Genomic DNA, 19,002 nt, shown 5'->3' on the forward strand with positions numbered 1-19,002 from the left:
TTCCCCCTCGGGATGTCCATTTTCTGTATAAAGTTTAACTTGGAGGGGAAAAAATGAATATTAAACTTACTGTCTATTTTGAAGATCCATTTTGGGTAGGAGTCTTTGAAAAAACTTATAATAACATTTACGAGGTTTCTAAAGTAACATTTGGTTCTGAGCCTAAGGACTATGAGGTATATGAATTTATACTTTGTAATTTTTATAAACTGAAGTTCACTGCACCTATGGAATTAACAGAGTTAAAAATAAAAAGAGTAAATCCCCAAAAACTTAAGAAAAAAATAAAAAAAGAAACTGAAAATAAAGGGATTTCAACTAAGGCTCAAGAAGCAATGAGATTAGAACAGGAAAGCAAAAAATGTGAAAGAAAAGAAATTTCTAAGGTTATGAAAGAGGAAGAGAAGAAAAGGCAGTTTGAATTTAAACAGCAAAAAAAGAAGGAAAAGAAAAAGGGCCATTAGGTGTAAAAAAAGAGTTAGCAATTAAATTGTTAGCTCTTTTTGTTATAAATATTTAAGAGAAAAATTAATGAAAATTTTAAATGTAATTATACTATAAATTGATATAAAAGTTTTTAAATATAACAAATTGTTTTGAGCACAATTTTAAATTTAAGAAATTTTATAGTTAATTTTGTGTACAATATTAATAAAAGTTAGATATAATATTAATTGGATGCTTATACAAAAATTATTAAGTTAGGGGCGATATAAATGACAGAAGAAAATAAAGATGCAAATTCTATGAAGGAATTTATGGAGGATATAGAATCTTCTATGAAATCAATTAGAAGAGGAGAAATTGTAAAAGGGAAAATAATATCTGTAACAGAAAATGATGCAATAGTAAATATAGGGTATATGTCAGATGGAATACTACCTAAAAGTGAAGTGAGTGAAAATGAAGAAGAAAATCTTATGGACACTTTAAAGGAAAATGAAGAAATATATGTGTATATATTAGATATGAATGATGGTGAAGGTAATGTTCTTTTATCTAAAAAAGAAGCTGATAAAATAAAAACTTGGGATGAATTAGAGAAGGCATTTAAAGAAAAAACAGATGTTGAAACAGTAGTTAAAGAAGTTGTAAAAGGTGGAGTTGTAACTTACATAAATGGTATACGAGCATTTATACCTGGATCTCAATTGTCACTATCTTATGTAGAAGAATTAAAATCATTTGTAGGTAAGACTTTAGTTGTAAAAGTAATAGAGTTTGATAGAGAAAAAGAAAAGGTTGTTTTATCTAGAAAAGTAATAGAGAAGGCTGAAGCTGAGAATAAAAAAGAACAGCTTTTAAATACTATTAAAGCAGGAGAAAAGAGAACTGGTGTAGTAAGTAGACTTGCTAAATTTGGAGCTTTTGTTGATTTAGGTGGAGTAGATGGACTTATCCATGTTTCAGAACTATCATGGAAGAGAGTTAACAATCCAGCAGATGTGGTTTCAGTAGGCGATAAAGTTGAAGTTTACGTATTATCTGTAGATAAAGAAAATAATAGGATAGCTTTAGCATTAAAAGATGTAAATGAAGATCCATGGAAAAATGTAAGCAGTAAACTAAAAACTGGAGACGTAGTAGAAGGTGAAATTTCAAAGTTTACAAGCTTTGGAGCTTTTGTAGAAATTCAACCTGGAGTAGAAGGCCTTGTTCATATTTCAGAAATATCAGAGGAAAGAATATTAAAGCCTTCGGACGTATTGAATTTAGGAGATAAGGTTAGAGTAAAGATATTAGATATAGATAACAAGGAAAATAGAATTAGTTTAAGTATTAAGGATGCAATTGAAAGACCAAAAGAGGACTTAGATAAGTTTAACGATAATGAAAGTGCTGGTACTAGTTTAGCGGATTTATTAAAAGATTTTAAATTTTAGATAATTAAAGTAAGCTTCTTGGAGTCATATCCGGGAAGCTTATTTTAAATTTATGAAGTTTGTATAAATATAGTTTTTTTGTACTATTATTTGTTTGTAAACGATGCAAAATTACTTATTATGGATTATAAGCCATGATGTTACTTTAAAAAAGCTCACAAAAAGTATATTATTATAATTAGATTATGTAAATTTGCATTAAATTATGTTTAATAATACAGTTTTAACATAAGTTCACAAGATATTTTAAAATAATAGGTATGTTCCTAATTTACAAGTATGTTTATTATTTATATTGATGCAGAGGTGGTATTCTTTGAACTATGAATTAAAAGAAAGTGAACTGAGTTTGGGGGGATTAATTAATGGTGAAAAATATTTTACTGAATGTGAAGTGAGTAGAAATAAGTACACTTTAGAACTTTTAGAAGGCGTATTAAGAGGAATCCCTGATATTATAAGAGTGTTTAGTTCAGATAACACAATTTTGTTTTTTAATGAAGCTGGATACAAATTTTATAATAAGACTCGGGATGAAGTCAGAGGAAAAAAGTGTTTTGAAACTTTGAATAGAAAAAGAAATTGCGAAAGCTGTGATGTACAAAATACTATCAGAACTAAGCAAATGATAAGGATAGAAAAGTATGTTCCAGAGTTTAACCGATTTATGGAGTGCACTTACAATCCAGTTTTAGATGACTCTGGTGAAATAATATTTGTTGTTGAACAATTAAAAGATATTACTGAAAAAAAGATAATGGCGAATACTGTTAAGGAAAGTGAAGAAAGATATCGTAAAATAGTTAATCTTTCACCTGAGGCTATAGTTATTGTAGTTGATAATAGAATTGTTTTAACAAACCATCAAGCTTGTAAGTTAGTAGGCACAGATTACAGTAAGATTATTGGAGAAAGCATATACAAATATCTAGGAAGTGAAAGCATAAAACCTATTAGAAAAAAAATAAAGCAAATACTGGAGGATAAAAAAACAAAGAGTACATCTGATCATAAAATTATTAGATATGATCAAAGTATAGTTGAAGTAGAAATCTCTGCTAGTTATCTAACGTATAAAGGAAGACCAGCTATTCAAGCGGTAATTAGAAATATTACAGAAACTAAAAGAGCATTAAATCAAGCTGCCAAGTTTCAAAAAAAATACATCGAGAGTATATCGCCTATTCCAGAAAAAATTCAAATGGAAACATTATATATGCCAGCTAGAACTGTAACTGGAGACTTTTTTAAGATATATAAAGTTAATGAAGATTTAGCAATTGGAATAGTTGGGGATGTTAGTGGCAAGGGAATTACGGCAGCTCTTAGTGTTCTGGCATTTTTTGTTCTATTTCGTGAAGCAATTTTAATTAGTTATGATCCAAGTAAGATAGTTAAAATTTTGAACAAAAAAATTGTTAATTATTTAGATAAATACATAGCAGCTTGTTGTTTTAGCTTAGATTTAAAAAGAAATGAAGCAATAATAGCAGGTGCAGGAATAAATCAGTTTATGTTTCAAAAAAGTAATTGCAGTGCGCAGGAGTTTATTGTTAAAGGACCTTTTTTAGGTATGTTTGAAGATGGAGAATTTGATGAAAAAGTAATTTCCTTTGAAAAAGGAGATAGATTCTATTTTCCTACAGATGGTTTGGAATTTATATTTGATGATGATGAAATTAAAGATAATTATCTTAAAAAACATACAATAATTGAATTTATAGACTATGTGAAAAATGTTTTAAATGGTGTAATTAGCGATTTTGGAGCCTTAAAGGATGATAGTACACTCATTGCCTTAGAAATTAAATAGTTTAGGAGGAATGAAAGTGAAAAACAATGAATTTATTTTATATGGCTTATCAGAATATAAACAAATTATTGATAAAGTTATTTCAGATTTGAATGCTTCACAGTATGATTTTGATATAAAACTAATATTAACAGAAGCATTAACGAACGCTTTTAAACATGGCAATAATATGAAGGCTGATAAGCCTATTTACTTGAGATATGCATATGATAATTCAAATGTAAAATTTGAAATTCAGGACTGCGGAAATGGACTTAAAAATGTAATAATTAATGAAAATTTAGATGAAGAAGATATTCTTAATGATCAAGGAAGAGGGTTATTTCTTATTAAAAATCTTTCAGATAATATTGAGTTAAAGCCAAATACTTTAATTATAGAGAAATCATTGGTAATATAAAATGCTACAAGATAATAGTAAAGACGGAGGTATTAAAATGCGGACAAGTTTAAAAAACAAATTAGGATTAATGTTTTTTGTATTTATAGCTATTCCTTTAGTTATTTTGGGGAGTTTTTCATATTTTAAAACTTCAAGTTTAATGCAAAATACAGTTGAACAACAATTAGAAAATACTACAAATCAAACAGCAAAATTAGTGAAAGGAAATATAAATTCAGTAAGTAGCTATATTGACATGTTAAGTTTAGATAAAGAATTAGCTAGCATTGCAAGTGGTGATGAAAAAAATAGTTCAGATATCTTTAATTATTTATCACAATTGCAAAAACAAAATAGTGATCAAATAGAGAAGATATTTGTTACAAATATTTCTAGCAAGGAAGTTGTAAGCAGTGAAGCTGAAAAATCTAATATTGATTTAAGTGATTGTGATTATGTACAAAATGCTTTAAAAGGAAATAAGAATATAAGTGAAGTTGTAAAATCTAAAGTAACAGGAAAGCCTGTAATAGCAATTGCAGCTCCATTAAAGGTTAATGATAAAGTTGTAGGTATGATAGCTGCTACTATCAAATTTGAATATATTTCAAAATATGCATCTAAGGTAAAAATAGGTGATAATGGATATGGTTATATAATAGACAAAAAAGGTTTAATTGATTATCATCCAAGTAGTGAAAAGATACTTAAGGAGAATATTTTAAATGATAATAATGAACAGTTGAAAGCCTTATTTAATAAGGCTAAAGATGGAGAAAATGCACAAGGATACTATACATATGGTGGAGTCCGCAAATTTGTAAAATTTGTCCCTGTTAGTAATTGGGTTATAGCAGTAACTGCTGATTATAATGAGTATATGGCTCCTGCTGCAGCTATTAGAAAATTTACTATTTTAATATCTATACTATCAGTAGTTATTGCAGTATTTTTAGCGTGTATGCTTACTATAAGAAACATAATAAATCCTATTAAAGATTTGGAAGACTTAATGACCAAAGCTGGAGATGGAGACTTAACAGTAAGAGCTCAAATAAATACAAAAGATGAAATTCAAACTCTAGGTGAATATTTTAACAAAATGATTGAACATCAGGATAATACAATACGGCATATTAGAGATGCATCAGAGAATTTAGCTGCATCTTCAGAGGAACTTGCTGCATCCAATGAAGAGATAAGTTCTACTACAGAGCAAATAACAAATACTATTCAGCAGGTTGCAGAAAATTCACAGGAACAAAGTAGTTCAATTGTAGAAGTATCAGAAGTTTTAGTTCAGCTTTCAAGTTTAGTTCAAATATCACAAAGCAGAGGACTTACTGCAAAAAATAGTTCACAGCATACTATGGATACAGCTGAAAAGGGAAGAAATAAAATTGAACAAACAGTTACTGCCATTGAGAATATTAGTGAAGCATCATCTGAAACAGAAAATACGTTGAAAGTTTTACAGGAGCTTTCGAAGAAGGTTAGTGGAATTATTAGTACAATAAATAATATTTCATCACAAACTAACCTACTGGCATTAAATGCAGCTATTGAAGCAGCAAGAGCAGGTGAACATGGAAAAGGATTTGCTGTGGTAGCAGAAGAAGTTCGTAAGCTTTCAGAGGAAACAAATGTTGGTGCAAATGAGGTATCTTCTTTAATAGGGGAGATGGTAGCTGAAGTTGAAAAAGCAGTAGAAAATATGAATTCAAGTAGAAATGCAGTGGAGAATGGAGTTAACATAGCAAAAGATACGGATAAATCTTTTGTTAGCATTATAGATGCTGTAAAACAAATATCAAAGGATGTAGAACAAATAGTAGATGTTACAAAAGATGAAGTTGCTACATCTGATAAGATAATAAATCTTATTAATTCAGTTGCAACTATTACTGAAAACAACGCAGCTAATAGTGAAGAGGTTGCTGCATCTGCTGAAGAACAGAATGCAGCAATTGAAAATGTGGCAGCTACTGCAGAGGAGTCTAGTGCATTAGCGGCATCATTAAACAATCTTGTGGAAAAATTTATAGTTTGAGGTGATTTAAATGAGTGAATTTAAAATTGAAATACCAGAAAATTTCGCAGTAGATGAAGCAGATGAACTTAGGGAAAAATTTAATTATTTAATGAATGAGGGAAAAAAGGATTTTGTAGTAGATTTTAGAAAATGTACTTTTATTGATAGTACAGGACTTGGAGTTTTGGTCTCAGTTTATAAAAAGTGTAAGAGTATAGATGGCAGTCTTAAGCTTTATTCAATCAATGAACAGGTTATGAAAATTTTTAATATGACTAGATTAGATAAGGTGTTTGAAATATATAAGTAAATACTGATAAAAAAATTACTACGAAATTATCGTAGTAATTTTTTTACTAATATTTTAATACATTAAGTACATCTTTTCTTTTTAATAATAATTTAAATAATGGGTATCCTATACATGTTACAACAACAAATTCACCTAAACAAATGTATAATGTAGATATCCAAAATGGCTGATGAAGTACAAAATAAAGTTCGGCACCTACAAATACACAATTTATAGTAGGCCAGAGGGTAGCAATAAGCAAGTTCTTAGTTTTACTTATGGCGTAAACGCTTATAAAAGTGGCTGTAGTTCCAACTAAGACATCAATAAGACCTAAAGGACTATATATGTTTGATAATGCACATCCTAGTACTAAACCAGGAATATAAACAGGGTCTATATATGCTAAAAGAGTCATAACTTCAGAAAATCTAAATTGTACAGCACCGTAGCTTAGTGGTGCTATAGCCATAGTACATGCAGCATAGAGAGCAGCTGTTATGGCAATTTTAATTAATTTTTTAATGTTCATTTTCATTACCTCCAACTCCAAAATCAGTATTGTTCCAAAGAACTTCTATATTACTGTTATCCTCGAGAAAGCTATAGTTATCTTTAAACCAACTAATTAATTCCTCATCTCTTTTAAATGGTGTAGAGTTTTCTATATAAAGATTCACACAACCGTATTTAAAATGTTTTAAAAGATATTCTATATCTTTTTTTACCATGTCCTTTGTTTGTCCCTTAACTCCTACCATAAGACAAATAGAGTTGAAATATTTTGCTACTTCCTCTGGACCAGAAAATACAGCCCCTTTTTTCAAAACTTCACATCTAAAATGATTGTCAAAAGTTTCAATACCACATTTAAAGATGATAGGTACATTGAAGAATTGTTTCATTTCTTCAAGTCTATTTTTGTAAATCCAATGGCTTTCAAAAAATAGTTTTTCAATGCCTTTAGAATCTACTATATTTTTTATATCCTGGAGAGTTTCTTTAGGTAGTTCAAAACAACTTCCTGAATTTATAACTTCCAGTACTTTATGCTTCCCTGTAACCTTTTTAAGAATTTCCTTATTGAAGTTTACATTGAATTGGGTGTCACTATTATTATCTTCTATATAATCACAGAAGGTGCATTTTCCCCATATACAGGGAGAAGCCTTTAATAGGACAATTTCTCTTTGATTTTTATTAGTTATATCACTGTAACGAATCATATATCATTTCCTCCTTGTTTTATTATTTTAAGAAGTGGTTGAGCAAGGTGAACACTTCTTATTGAATTGTATGATTGACATTAAGTGGTTTAAAATTTGTACGTTACTATTATAGTATTTATTTTCAGAAACGTCTATGCTAGAGTTAAAATTATCTTACATTTATTTTGGAATATAGCGGTAAAAGTAATAGAAATTTCACAGCTAGTTCATTAATTTTAAATAATTAAAGTATAATATAATACTAAATGTACAAATGGAAAGAAGGAGATGAATTTGAAAAAAGCAACAATTAAGGTAGTATGGGGTGTTATGGCAACTGCAATGATACTTCCATTTATATTAACAATAATAATAAATTTACCTAAAGTAATACATTGGATAATTAATTGAATAATGTGACTAAAGTTTTCAAATTTAAGCATAAAGTTACTTGATTTCCTATAAAAAAAATATATAAAAAAAATTTGCAAAAAATAGTTGACAAGTTTCATATTTGCTATTATAATTAATAACTGTGCTAAGGAAATAACGCACAAACAAATTGGGGTGTCGCCAAGCGGTAAGGCATAGCACTTTGACTGCTACATGCGTAGGTTCAAATCCTGCCATCCCAGCCATTGGTTTACTAGCTCAGTTGGTAGAGCACATGACTTTTAATCATGTTGTCCGGGGTTCGATTCCCCGGTAAGCCACCAAATAAAAAAATAATAAGTAAATTATTTAATTTACGAATATTAATTTGTAAATTGTAATTTTATATGCAGGTGTGGCGGAATTGGCAGACGCACTAGACTTAGGATCTAGCGCCAACGGCGTGGGGGTTCGACTCCCTTCACCTGCACCAGCTAATGAAAAATAAGTAATTTTAGAATTACTTATTTTTTTGTTTTAAAAATAATTTATGTAAAATTATAATATTGTATATATTTATAGAAGTAAATAGTTAAATTTATAAAGAAAAATATGATTTGCATTTTTCATAATAATATTTTTAAAAGAGTTTTAAATAATAAAATTAAAATTTTATCCATATAATATTCTTTAAAATTATGATATGTAAAAAGAGTTATACATTATAAGTTTCAGTTTTAAATGAAAAGTATTGAAAGTTCTGCAAATCCATATTATAATTTAATTATATAAATTGACGAAATTAAGTGAAAAATCTACAAAATGGTGATAATTACAATATTATTGTAAAATATTTTAATTAAACTATAGTTATGGGGGTGGACTGCTTTGAAAAAATTAGGGATAAAAACAATAATTACTATTGTTGTATCTTCAGTATTTGTAGTTGTTATGGGAGGAATTGCTTTATTTAAGAAAAAACAAATTCGTATTAAATAAGTGATTAAATGAATCTTAATTCAGCTGAATTTTTAATTATTTTTATTATAATTATTTTTAACGAATTTAAGTTAAAGAAGGAAATATTGAGTAAAATAAGGGGATGGAAAAATTTATTTGTTTTTTATTTGTTGTTGAAATAATGCCATTTGAGCCTTATTTTTTTAAATGTTTTTAATATTTCGTATAACAACATAAAGCGACTTATTTCGATTATAATAAAGTATATATTTATTATAATCGAGGAGTTGTTTTATGAAAATTAATAATTTTGTTTTATATGGAAATAGTGAAAAAGACAGCTTTGCATATGGCACAAAATTCATACCCAAAAGGACACTAAATAAATCAACAGATTTTATGATTGCTTCTGTAGAAAAGCATGTTAGTGGTAAAGATACTTATAGCATATTATTCAAAAAACATAGTAATAGTAAAGTTCATACAAATAGTTATAACTTCACTAAAGGTGATTTTAAGAAATATATAGATTTTCTAACTGAATTTACTATTGATATGATAGATAATAAATCAAATTTGGAAAAGAATTTTATTGTAAATGGTCAAGTTCAAATAACGTTAAATTCTCTTAATAAGGAATATGTGAAAATATGCGCTATAAAGCAGAAAGAAAATTATATAAGCAGAATATTTTTTACATTACTAAAAAAAGAATTATTAACCTATATAAATATACTTAAAAATATTTACTTGGGAAAAGAAATTGTAAGTTCATTATGTTATGAAATGGGATTTTTGATTAATCCATTAAGTAAACAAGAAAGAGATGATCTTTATTTAAATACACTTTATATATTAGCAGATAGTGCGTTAGATACAAGAAATGAGATGGTATTTAACAGCATATCAAGAGAAATACAAAAAGTATTAAATTATAAAAATATAAGTTAGCTGTAGCTCTACAGTTAACTTATATTTTTATATACAATATTAATATTTACTTTTTAATTCTAAAATAATATTCAGGTGTGTCAGAAGTAATGGTTTTAAAATGATAGTCTAAATTTTTATAGTATTTTATTATGGATTCTAAAGATTCACAAGTATTTTTATTTTTTGCATCACAATGCATAAGTAAAAATATTTTATTGGGATTAATGCATTTCCTTGTGGCTTCTTTATATAATTTATTTGATTTAGTATTATAATCAATTCCATCTGAAAGACATAAATTCCAATCATATATTTTATAATTATTAGCATGCAGGTTTTCTAAAAGATTTTTAGAAAGATGACTTTTGCTTCCGGAGGGAAATCTTATGATTTTAGGTTCTATTCCAATTACATTTTTTATTTCTCCACAGGTTTTATCCATTTCATTTATGAAATCTGCATCACTGGCATAAACTTTTTTATATACATGAGTATATGTGTGCAGACCTATACTGTGACCTTCGTTATATATTCTCTTTAAAACATCTTCTCTTCCAGGTATTTTATAACCTACAACAAAAAAAGTGGCTTTAACATTTTCTTGTTTTAAAGTATCTAAAATTTTATTTGTCACATTTGTGCTGGGACCATCGTCAAAAGTTAAATATATAATTTTTTCAACATCAGAATTTGATGAAGCTTTAACTGAAGTATAGGAATTTGCTTGCATAATGCAGCTAAACAATATAGAAACGATTAGCAGAAATGAAATCAAAAATAATGACATTTTGTTATTAGTTTTCATAAAGCATTCCTCCATAGTATATTTAGAATTTGAGATTTTAAATACTGTAAAATCCAAGTTCATAATTAGTATATACACTATGAGAAATTTTAATAGTTATTATAATCTGTTAAGTTTTTTAGATATATTAAAAAGGTACTGTTGTACTAATAACTTAGTACGACAGACCTTTTGGGTTTATAAATTGAGTTTATGTAATTAAAAAAAACTTTTTACTGTATTAAATGGAAAAACTCTCACAATGGCATGTCCTTTTATATCATTTAAATTAATAGGACCCAGTATTCGACTGTCAGTACTATTAGTTCTATTATCACCAAGTACAAATACGCAGCCTTTAGGAACTGTAAATTTTGTTTGGGAAGTAAGTGGGTCAGTAGTAGTTGTAGAATCAAGATAAGGTTCATTAAGTTCTTGATTATTTAAATATACTTTACCATTTTTTAATTCTATTTGATCATTTTCTATACCAATAACTCTCTTTATATAATTGGAGTCATTTGCATCTTTTGAATCAAATACAACAATATCTCCTCTTTTAATTTGTTTCATCTCTGTGCTTATTTTTTCGATAAAGAGAACATCTTTATCATGAAGAGTAGATTGCATTGAAGGACCATCTACATCAACTCTTGCAAAAACATAGCTATGAACAAATAGGGATATAACTAGAGCTGTTACGATGACAAATATTAATTCTTTTGTTTCTTTTATAGATATTTTTTTATCCATTTTTTCACTCCTTAATTTCTTAATATATACCTAATTGTATCAAAAATATATGAAGTTTTAGTTGACTATTTATGTAATTTTTGTTAATAAGATTTCTTTAATACTTTAATTAAATATAGTAAAATAGAGTTACAATTAAAAATTTAGTTGAATAATGTTAATAAAAGTATAAAAAATAATTACAAAGGTTATGTAAGAAAACTATAAAAAAGTTAAATTAATACGATTATTAAAATATAAAAACTATTTCAGTAATTGAATAGTATATTTTTGGTCTATTTTAAAATGGAGGATTTACAGTTGAACATAAAAAAGTTTTTGCAAAATGCTGATGTTTTATTTAAAAGTAAAATTCAAAAAAAATTTGTACCTTTAAAAATTACTATGATTTATTTAATGGTGGGATTTTTGTGGGTATTATTATCTGATCAAATTCTATATTTAGTAATACCTGATGCACATATTAGGACTATATTATCAACTTTTAAAGGATGGATATATGTAATTGTAAATTCTTTAATAGTTTATTTTCTTATTAAGGAAATTGTAAGGGAAAGTGAATTTTGGTTCAAAAAGTTGAATGGTAGTTATGAGGAACTTGAAAAAACATATGAAGAACTTAGTGATACAGAAGAAGAGCTTAGGGTACAATATGAAGAATTGCAAAAGAATGAAGAAATTTTAAGAGAAAGTGAAGAAAGATATAAATTAGCTCTTGATGGATCTAATGATGTTATATGGGAATGGAACATGAATACAGATAAATTGCTTTTTTCTGATAAATGGACAAATATTACGGGGTATAATTTAGATGAATATACAAGTTTAAATAGTATAATTGAGGACTTAGTGGAAGAAGATAAATATGATTTAATTTCTAATATAGAAAATTTGAAAAATAATAAAAGTTTATTCTTCAAAAGTAAGTTTAGAATAAAATCTAAATATGAAGGATATAAATGGTTGTACATAAGGGGAAAGGTATTAAAGGGATCTCAAGGGAAAGCTATAAAAGTTGCAGGATCTATAACGGATGTTACTGAAACAAAAAAAATTCAAGATGAAATTAGCTATAGAGCATATCATGATCATTTAACAGGTTTGCCTAATAGAACTTTACTAATGAATAAACTTATAAATGCTTTAGCAAATAGGAAAAGTGAAAAAAATAAAGGTGCTATAATTTTTATTGATTTAGATGACTTTAAAAAAACAAATGATACGCTTGGTCATAACTATGGTGATGAGTTGTTAAAAGAAGTTTCAGAATTACTAAAAAAATCTATTGGTGAGAAAAATATTATAGGAAGAATAGGTGGAGATGAATTTTTAATTCTAATTCCTAATATGAAAGATTCAAGTTATGCAGAGAGTCTAGGCAAGAAAATTATAAGTATTTTTAAAAATCCATTTCAAATAGAAGAGAAACAAATATATACATCTGCCAGTATAGGTATAACTGTTTTTCCAGATGATGGTGAAGATATTAATACACTATTAAAAAATGCGGATACAGCTATGTATAAATCAAAAGAAAATGGAAAAAACAAGTACTGTTTTTTTGATATTAATATGAGCAATGATATTTTCAGGAAGAGTTTAATAGAAAAAAATTTGAGATTTGCATTAAAGAATAAAGAATTTTATATTTATTACCAGCCGCAAATTGATTTAACTAGCGGGAAAATAAGGAGTTTAGAAGCACTTTTAAGATGGAATAATAGTGAATTAGGTGTGGTATCTCCAGGAGAATTTATACCAATTGCAGAAGAAACAGGGATGATATTTGAAATTGGTAAGTGGGTTATTATGGAGGTTTGTGCGCAAAATAAAAAGTGGAAAGATAAAGGCTACGATTATGAAACTATAGCAATCAACATTTCTTCTATTCAATTACAAAATGAAAATTTTCAATCAGTAGTGAAAAATGCAATAGAAGAAACGGGAATAAATCCTGAATTTATAGAATTTGAAATTACAGAAAGCTCTTTAATGGATTGTTTTGATGATAACATCAGGTTACTTAATCATTTTAAAAGTATGGGAATGAAAATAGCTTTAGATGACTTTGGTACGGGATATTCATCATTAAATTACCTTACACTGCTTCCTATAAATACATTAAAAATTGATAAATCATTTATAGATAGAATTACTATGAGCAGTAGAGATAAAGAAATTACTGATGGAATAATAAAACTGGCACATAATATAAATTTAGAGGTAATATCTGAAGGTGTAGAAATAGAAGAGCAGTTAAACTTATTAAAAAATATGAGTTGTGATATAGTACAAGGTTATTATTTTAGTAAACCAGTTTCAACTGATTCCATGGAAAAATTTTTATTGAAAGAAAATAAATAGTTGTTTTGCAATATAAAAATATTGCGACACAACTTTTTAGGTGGAGTCCGCATTGAATATATGGTGTAAAAAAGCTGACCGTTTATTAAGGAGCTCTAATGCCTAAAATTTAAAAAATCTCTACCCGCTCAAATGTCCCGTCCTGAGACTTTCGCGGCTTGAATCGTTCTGATTCAAATTACGAGATTTTTTAAATTTTAGACATAAGAGCTCCTAAATTCACTCAAAAGCTTTTATACACCATATATTCAAAGCTCCCTTCACCTAAAAATTTGTGTAGTAACTATTGTAATTTTAATATTAAAAATTGCTTATAATACATTATGATAAATCTCTTTCGAGATGTTTATACAAAATAGAAAATAACTTATGATAATTTAATTATATGCGTACGCTTCAAGTTACTAGTTTGGATTTTAACTTTTATGTAGTGATATATGGTAAGTGTTTCACCACATTAGCTAAATTTGTGATTTACAAATCGTACCCTGATTTTTTAGCCCTATAATAGCAGGATACAAGACCAGCCACATCATATCTAGCATCGTGAAAATCAACATCATCACAATTAAATAGTCTTTTAGCACCTTCAAGCACCTTGGATTGATTAACTCCGAGAAAAGCCATGGTTTCCTCTAATCTTGGATATTTTGGTCTTCCAGTTTTTGTTCTTGCATTAACTATAGGTTTAAAGTATTCCATAGTGCAGAAGAATTCCCTGGGGTTCCAATTATTATTGTTTAACCTTCCAAATTCTGTGGCGATAAATTTTTGATCGAACTTTACATTATGAGCAATGAAAATTCCATCTCTTAAGTCTGAAGCTACTTCTGAAGCTACATCTTCAAATGTTTGTCCCATTGATAAAATTTTCAATTTTTCTACACTAAATCCATGTGTTGCTTCTGCAGATGGTTCTATATAATCTACATTAAAGAAAAAATTTTTTGAAAGGGAAACTTTTTCTTCTCCTCTAGAATTAGTATCACAAATACAATATGTAAGTTGGATAATTTGCCCTGGTTCAAGACCAGTGGTTTCTGTATCTAAAAAAATTTTTTTCATTTGAACTTATTCTCCTTTAAATATCTAGTATATTATTCTTAATTAATTTAATATGTTATATTGAATTTTATAAGTAAAAGTCTAGTTTTATTTTACATTATTTGTTTATAAATTTAAATACTAATTATAGGCATTTGAAAGAAAATAGTAAGTCCAACATGGGACGGATATTTTTTTCAAGATGCGTTATCCAATATATGCCATAACAATAATGTTAAAACATATGTTAAAATAAAATTTAGAATACTGTAAGGGGTGATCGTAAATGTTAATAAGAAAAAAGTTTTTAATATTTTTAGGATGTTTTTTATTTATATTTTTTAAAGCATCTATAGGAGTATCAGCTGATGCTACAACTCAAAGACTTGGCGGGGCTGATAGATATGAAACATCAGTAAAAATTTCACAAAATAATTGGCAAAAATCAGAGTATGTTATATTGACTTCTGGTGAGGATTTTCCAGATGCTTTAAGTGCAGCGCCATTATCAAAGAAGTATGATGCACCTATTTTATTAACAGGAAGAAACAGTATAAGCAATAGTGTACTACAGGAAATAGGTAGATTAAATGCTAGAAATGCATTTATAATAGGTGGAACTGGAGTAATATCTGAAAATATTAACAAACAATTGAGTAACATTAATGTAAAATATACTCGAATATATGGACAAGACAGGTATGAAACAAGTGTAAAAGTGGCAGAACTTATAGGAACGAATAATGGAATTTTCATTACTTCAGGAGAGAATTTTCCTGATGGAGTATCAGCTGCGCCTATAGCAGCAGCAAAGCAAATGCCAATACTTCTTACTACTCAAAGTACATTACCTGATAGTGTTAAAAATTTCATTGAGAAAAATAATGTGAATATGGCTTATATTGTGGGAGGTAATGGAGCTGTTGGAAATGTTAATACTAATTTAAAAAATAATAAAAGGTTAAGTGGAACTGATAGATATGCTACTAATTCAGCAGTTATTAACGAATTTACAAATACTTTAAGTTTTAACAATGTATATTTAGCTAATGGGGAAAACTTTGCAGATGCATTATCAGGATCAGCGGCTGCTGCAAAAAAGTCATCTCCAGTTGTTCTAGTAAATAATTCATATAATACAAAAAATTCTATAGTTAAAGATAAGTTAAATAGTATAGCTACAATAAGTATACTGGGTGGAACTGGTGTGATTTCAGATTCATTAGTACGAAAAATTATTAGTAGCAGCTCGCCAATAAAAGTAGCTTTAGATCCAGGGCACGGAGGATATGATTCTGGTGCAGTTGGACCTACAGGAGTACTTGAAAAAGATGTAAATTTAGCTATAACCCTAAAGGTTGGCAAGATACTACAGGATAATGGCATTGATGTTGTATATACTAGAACAAGTGATAATGTGTCCTGGCCTTCAGATGTTGGACAGGATCTTCAAAAACGGTCTGATATAGCAAATAATGAAGGTGTTCAATATTTTGTATGTGTCCATGCTAATAGCGCGGATGCTCCAAGTGCTAATGGAACAGAAACATATTATATGGAAGGTAGTACAGTAGGTGAAAAGCTAGCGAAGTCAATACAGCAAGAATTAGCTAATGCTTTAGGTTTGCAAGATCGAGGAATAAAAACAGCAGGTTATTATGTATTAAAAAATACTAATGCTCCAGCCGTATTAACAGAAGTTGCATTTATAAGTAATCCTAATGAAGAGAAACTTTTAAACAGTGATAGTTTTCAAAATAAAGCAGCTAAGGCTATAGCAACAGGAATACTTAAAGTTGTAAATCAATAAATGTAAGTTTAAAAAATAAGCATAATGTGACGTAACTAGATATTAAAGTGCAGTGGAAGTTTGAATTTTAACTTTTACTACGAGATATATAATAAGTGTTTCATCACTGCTAAATGTTTTTAATTATTCTAAGCTCAAAGTTCATGAAAACCTAAGAACTTTGCCAAACTCGGTTCCCTCAAACAAGGCTAAAGTTCTAAGGCTTTCATGAACTTCTTGCTAAGAATAATAAAAAAACAATTTAGCTAATGTGGTGAAACACTTATTATATATCCCTACGTAAAAGTCAAAATTCAAACTAGTTACTTCAGTTATACAAATTTAGGTTCATTGTTATATATAATTTGACTTAATCAAAATTGTATTTAATTAAAAGTTAATATCGCTAAAAAATTGAGGCAGAGCCTGTTGTTTAATATATTAAATAATTTATGTAGAAGTTATTTTCTATTTTATAGAAATATCTCGAAAGAGATTAATAAGTTAGACAGTTTTCTATTAAATGCTTTATATGTCTTGATGTAAGTAATAAATATTATGAAAGCTGCGCTTTTTAAATATGGAGATACAAGCCTTTTGAAATAATGCTATACACAATGCACTAAGAAGAAACGTTAAGCTGTATGAAGACTTATATATGTTGTGCAGGAACATTCGAGCAAATTTTAGGAGTTCTTTGCTTGAGATATTGAAAAATACCGTAATTTTTGCCAGGACGGCAAAAGCTCCGAAAGTGACAGGACGTCACATTTGAGGAGGTAGGGATTTTTCAATATCTCAAGCAATTAGAACTTCTTAATGAAGTGAGTGTTCCTGCATAACATATATCAGCCGTAATACAGCTTAACGTTTCTTCGGTTACTTGAGTCACATTATGCTTATGTTTTGAATCTATTTAAGTATCACAATTTAACTTTAATTATATACATGCCTTTTAATATTAAGAAAATATTAAGAAACTATAGAACTTTATTTTAAGATTTCCAATATACAATGAATACATAATAAAGATTAAATAAGGGGTGTATATATCGTGAAAAATTCAAAAAGAGTGGCAACTTTCTTTGCCATGTTACCAGGAGCAGGTCATATGTATTTAGGACTTACAAGACAAGGAATTGAACTTATGTCATTATTTTTCTTTACACTTTTTCTAAGTTCAACTATTAATTTAGAGTTTTTAACAGTTTTTTTACCTATAATATGGTTTTATAGTGTGTTTGATGTAAGAACAAAGGTTATGAGTGAAGAACCTTTAGTGGATTCAAATTTAAAGATATTTTCTAATATCTCACGTAAAGAAGAGTTTTTAGGAAATAGATCTATGGAAAAATATATTGGATATTTTTTAATTGTTGTAGGTGTATTAGCTTTAATTAATAATATAATATTTCCATTAGCAAGTAATTACATTGATTATTCAACTATAAGATATATAAAATCTATTGGTATATCTATTTTCTTTATTGCCTTAGGATTATTTCTTTTAAGAAAAAAGAAGATATTATATCTAAAGGCAGGTGAAGAAAAATGGAATCAAGGAAAGTAGGGACCTTAACATTAGGTGTGGTATTTATAGTTACTGGGATAATATATTTATTAATAAATATTTTTAATTTATCTATTGATTTTGCTATTATTAGATTTTGGCCTTTAGTATTAATATCTTTAGGTGTTGAGGTATTAATTTATAATCATTATTCCATAAAACATGATTATAAATTAAGGTTTGATATTATAAGTATTTTTTTAATAATGGTGGTATTAGTATTTTCTTTTGGACTTTATGCATTTGGTAAATTTAGTTCTGAGCTATTAGATCCAAGTTCACCACTATTTTATAAAAAGCATGTTAGCTATATACCTTATATGATTACATCATTAAGTTGCATTGTATAAGCTTTTGTAGTTTTCAATATCAATGGATTCTTAGAGTAAGGTGAAGTTTGATTATGAGGAATACTTTATGCCTCAGCAAAGCTTATAAAATGTCATTTAGGCGCAATATAAAGGTGGATTGTTTATGAATATAAGAAAAAGTATTATTACAATGGTTATTACATGTATAGGAGTAGGTATTTTCCTTATGGCAGAATATTTTATTTTCTTGGCAAAGTATCTATAAATAAGGATGTTAAACGTGAATTAGGTAGTGATTTAGAAGTAAAGCCTAGTATAAAATATAATAAACTAGAATTTGCATATTGATCTTTAAAGAAGATAAGTATTTTTATAAGCAAATTAATTTTAACTTAGAGATGTTTCATACAAGAAAGTGTAATACTGAAAGGAAGGTTCAGAATTACACTTTTTACTAATTTAGGCATATGAAAGAAAATAACAAGTCAAAGATGTTAGTATATTTTTGCCAT

Annotated in this window: 16 protein-coding genes and 3 tRNA genes; 14 read left to right on the plus strand and 5 right to left on the minus strand. The window is 27.7% G+C overall.

The window, feature by feature from the left end:
• Positions 1-53: 53 nt before the first annotated feature.
• From HBE96_RS19250 to HBE96_RS19275, 6 genes are all read left to right on the plus strand, one after another.
• Positions 54-464: a YjdF family protein gene (locus HBE96_RS19250; RefSeq protein ID WP_169299331.1), complete on the plus strand. Its 411-nt coding sequence runs from the start codon at positions 54-56 to the stop codon at positions 462-464.
• A gap of 252 nt (positions 465-716) precedes the next feature.
• Positions 717-1,883 (plus strand): 30S ribosomal protein S1, encoded by a 1,167-nt coding sequence (rpsA, locus tag HBE96_RS19255; RefSeq protein WP_169299332.1) that lies wholly within the window; start codon positions 717-719, stop codon positions 1,881-1,883.
• A 316-nt stretch (positions 1,884-2,199) separates the two neighbouring features.
• Entirely contained in the window at positions 2,200-3,696 is a 1,497-nt protein-coding gene (locus tag HBE96_RS19260) for a SpoIIE family protein phosphatase (RefSeq protein WP_169299333.1), read from the plus strand.
• Between the two features lie 16 nt (positions 3,697-3,712).
• Positions 3,713-4,096, plus strand: coding sequence for an ATP-binding protein (locus tag HBE96_RS19265; protein WP_169299334.1), 384 nt, complete (start codon positions 3,713-3,715; stop codon positions 4,094-4,096).
• Positions 4,097-4,133: 37 nt separating this feature from the next.
• Entirely contained in the window at positions 4,134-6,128 is a 1,995-nt protein-coding gene (locus tag HBE96_RS19270; protein ID WP_169299335.1) for a methyl-accepting chemotaxis protein, read from the plus strand.
• Positions 6,129-6,138: 10 nt separating this feature from the next.
• Positions 6,139-6,420 (plus strand): STAS domain-containing protein, encoded by a 282-nt coding sequence (locus HBE96_RS19275; RefSeq protein ID WP_169299336.1) that lies wholly within the window; start codon positions 6,139-6,141, stop codon positions 6,418-6,420.
• A 46-nt stretch (positions 6,421-6,466) separates the two neighbouring features.
• Here HBE96_RS19275 and HBE96_RS19280 read toward each other — a convergent pair whose 3' ends face one another.
• Positions 6,467-6,940, minus strand: a complete 474-nt coding sequence (locus HBE96_RS19280) for a QueT transporter family protein (RefSeq protein WP_425350773.1) — start codon at positions 6,938-6,940, stop codon at positions 6,467-6,469.
• Positions 6,924-7,628 carry a radical SAM protein gene (locus HBE96_RS19285; protein ID WP_169299338.1) on the minus strand — a complete coding sequence of 235 codons (705 nt, stop codon included), beginning with the start codon at positions 7,626-7,628 and terminating at the stop codon, positions 6,924-6,926. Before HBE96_RS19285 ends, HBE96_RS19280 begins: the two co-directional genes overlap by 17 nt.
• A 545-nt stretch (positions 7,629-8,173) precedes the next feature.
• Between HBE96_RS19285 and HBE96_RS19290 the strand changes: the two genes are divergently transcribed.
• The 4 genes from HBE96_RS19290 (at position 8,174) to HBE96_RS19305 (ending at position 9,893) form a co-directional block, all read left to right on the plus strand.
• Positions 8,174-8,248, plus strand: a tRNA-Gln gene (locus HBE96_RS19290).
• Positions 8,249-8,250: 2 nt separating this feature from the next.
• A tRNA-Lys gene (locus tag HBE96_RS19295) sits at positions 8,251-8,326 on the plus strand.
• A gap of 65 nt (positions 8,327-8,391) precedes the next feature.
• Positions 8,392-8,475: transfer RNA gene (locus tag HBE96_RS19300), tRNA-Leu, on the plus strand.
• Positions 8,476-9,236: 761 nt separating this feature from the next.
• Positions 9,237-9,893, plus strand: a complete 657-nt coding sequence (locus tag HBE96_RS19305) for a hypothetical protein (protein ID WP_169299339.1) — start codon at positions 9,237-9,239, stop codon at positions 9,891-9,893.
• Positions 9,894-9,939: 46 nt separating this feature from the next.
• Here HBE96_RS19305 and HBE96_RS19310 read toward each other — a convergent pair whose 3' ends face one another.
• Positions 9,940-10,680: a polysaccharide deacetylase family protein gene (locus HBE96_RS19310; RefSeq protein WP_169299340.1), complete on the minus strand. Its 741-nt coding sequence runs from the start codon at positions 10,678-10,680 to the stop codon at positions 9,940-9,942.
• Positions 10,681-10,878: 198 nt separating this feature from the next.
• The gene (lepB, locus tag HBE96_RS19315) at positions 10,879-11,412 is read right to left on the minus strand and encodes a signal peptidase I (protein WP_169299341.1); all 534 of its coding nucleotides are present in this window, start codon (positions 11,410-11,412) and stop codon (positions 10,879-10,881) included.
• Positions 11,413-11,712: 300 nt separating this feature from the next.
• On the opposite strand from lepB, the gene HBE96_RS19320 reads away from it, so the two are divergent.
• Positions 11,713-13,776 (plus strand): sensor domain-containing protein, encoded by a 2,064-nt coding sequence (locus HBE96_RS19320; RefSeq protein ID WP_169299342.1) that lies wholly within the window; start codon positions 11,713-11,715, stop codon positions 13,774-13,776.
• Between the two features lie 474 nt (positions 13,777-14,250).
• Here the strand turns inward: HBE96_RS19320 and HBE96_RS19325 are convergent, their stop codons facing one another.
• Entirely contained in the window at positions 14,251-14,841 is a 591-nt protein-coding gene (locus tag HBE96_RS19325; protein ID WP_169299343.1) for a 3'-5' exonuclease, read from the minus strand.
• Positions 14,842-15,106: 265 nt separating this feature from the next.
• Here HBE96_RS19325 and HBE96_RS19330 point away from each other — a divergent pair, with 265 nt between their 5' ends.
• From HBE96_RS19330 to HBE96_RS19340, 3 genes are all read left to right on the plus strand, one after another.
• Entirely contained in the window at positions 15,107-16,630 is a 1,524-nt protein-coding gene (locus tag HBE96_RS19330; RefSeq protein WP_169299344.1) for an N-acetylmuramoyl-L-alanine amidase, read from the plus strand.
• A 1,033-nt stretch (positions 16,631-17,663) separates the two neighbouring features.
• Entirely contained in the window at positions 17,664-18,179 is a 516-nt protein-coding gene (locus tag HBE96_RS19335; protein WP_169299345.1) for a hypothetical protein, read from the plus strand.
• Complete coding sequence (locus tag HBE96_RS19340; protein ID WP_169299346.1) at positions 18,161-18,529, plus strand: LiaI-LiaF-like domain-containing protein; 369 nt, start codon at positions 18,161-18,163, stop codon at positions 18,527-18,529. The genes HBE96_RS19335 and HBE96_RS19340 overlap by 19 nt, the downstream gene beginning before the upstream one ends.
• Positions 18,530-19,002: the final 473 nt, after the last annotated feature.

The sequence above is a fragment of the Clostridium muellerianum genome (assembly GCF_012926525.1).
GTDB classification, from domain to species: domain Bacteria; phylum Bacillota; class Clostridia; order Clostridiales; family Clostridiaceae; genus Clostridium_AM; species Clostridium_AM muellerianum.

Bases quoted from the DNA above. Each gene is read 5' to 3' on its own strand.
- HBE96_RS19250 (WP_169299331.1), top strand. From the start codon at position 54: ATGAATATTAAACTTACTGTCTATTTTGAAGATCCATTTTGGGTAGGA.
- rpsA (WP_169299332.1), top strand. From the start codon at position 717: ATGACAGAAGAAAATAAAGATGCAAATTCTATGAAGGAATTTATGGAG.
- HBE96_RS19270 (WP_169299335.1), top strand. From the start codon at position 4,134: ATGCGGACAAGTTTAAAAAACAAATTAGGATTAATGTTTTTTGTATTT.
- HBE96_RS19275 (WP_169299336.1), top strand. From the start codon at position 6,139: ATGAGTGAATTTAAAATTGAAATACCAGAAAATTTCGCAGTAGATGAA.
- HBE96_RS19280 (WP_425350773.1), bottom strand. From the start codon at position 6,940: ATGAAAATGAACATTAAAAAATTAATTAAAATTGCCATAACAGCTGCT.
- HBE96_RS19285 (WP_169299338.1), bottom strand. From the start codon at position 7,628: ATGATTCGTTACAGTGATATAACTAATAAAAATCAAAGAGAAATTGTC.
- HBE96_RS19305 (WP_169299339.1), top strand. From the start codon at position 9,237: ATGAAAATTAATAATTTTGTTTTATATGGAAATAGTGAAAAAGACAGC.
- HBE96_RS19310 (WP_169299340.1), bottom strand. From the start codon at position 10,680: ATGAAAACTAATAACAAAATGTCATTATTTTTGATTTCATTTCTGCTA.
- lepB (WP_169299341.1), bottom strand. From the start codon at position 11,412: ATGGATAAAAAAATATCTATAAAAGAAACAAAAGAATTAATATTTGTC.
- HBE96_RS19325 (WP_169299343.1), bottom strand. From the start codon at position 14,841: ATGAAAAAAATTTTTTTAGATACAGAAACCACTGGTCTTGAACCAGGG.
- HBE96_RS19330 (WP_169299344.1), top strand. From the start codon at position 15,107: ATGTTAATAAGAAAAAAGTTTTTAATATTTTTAGGATGTTTTTTATTT.
- HBE96_RS19340 (WP_169299346.1), top strand. From the start codon at position 18,161: ATGGAATCAAGGAAAGTAGGGACCTTAACATTAGGTGTGGTATTTATA.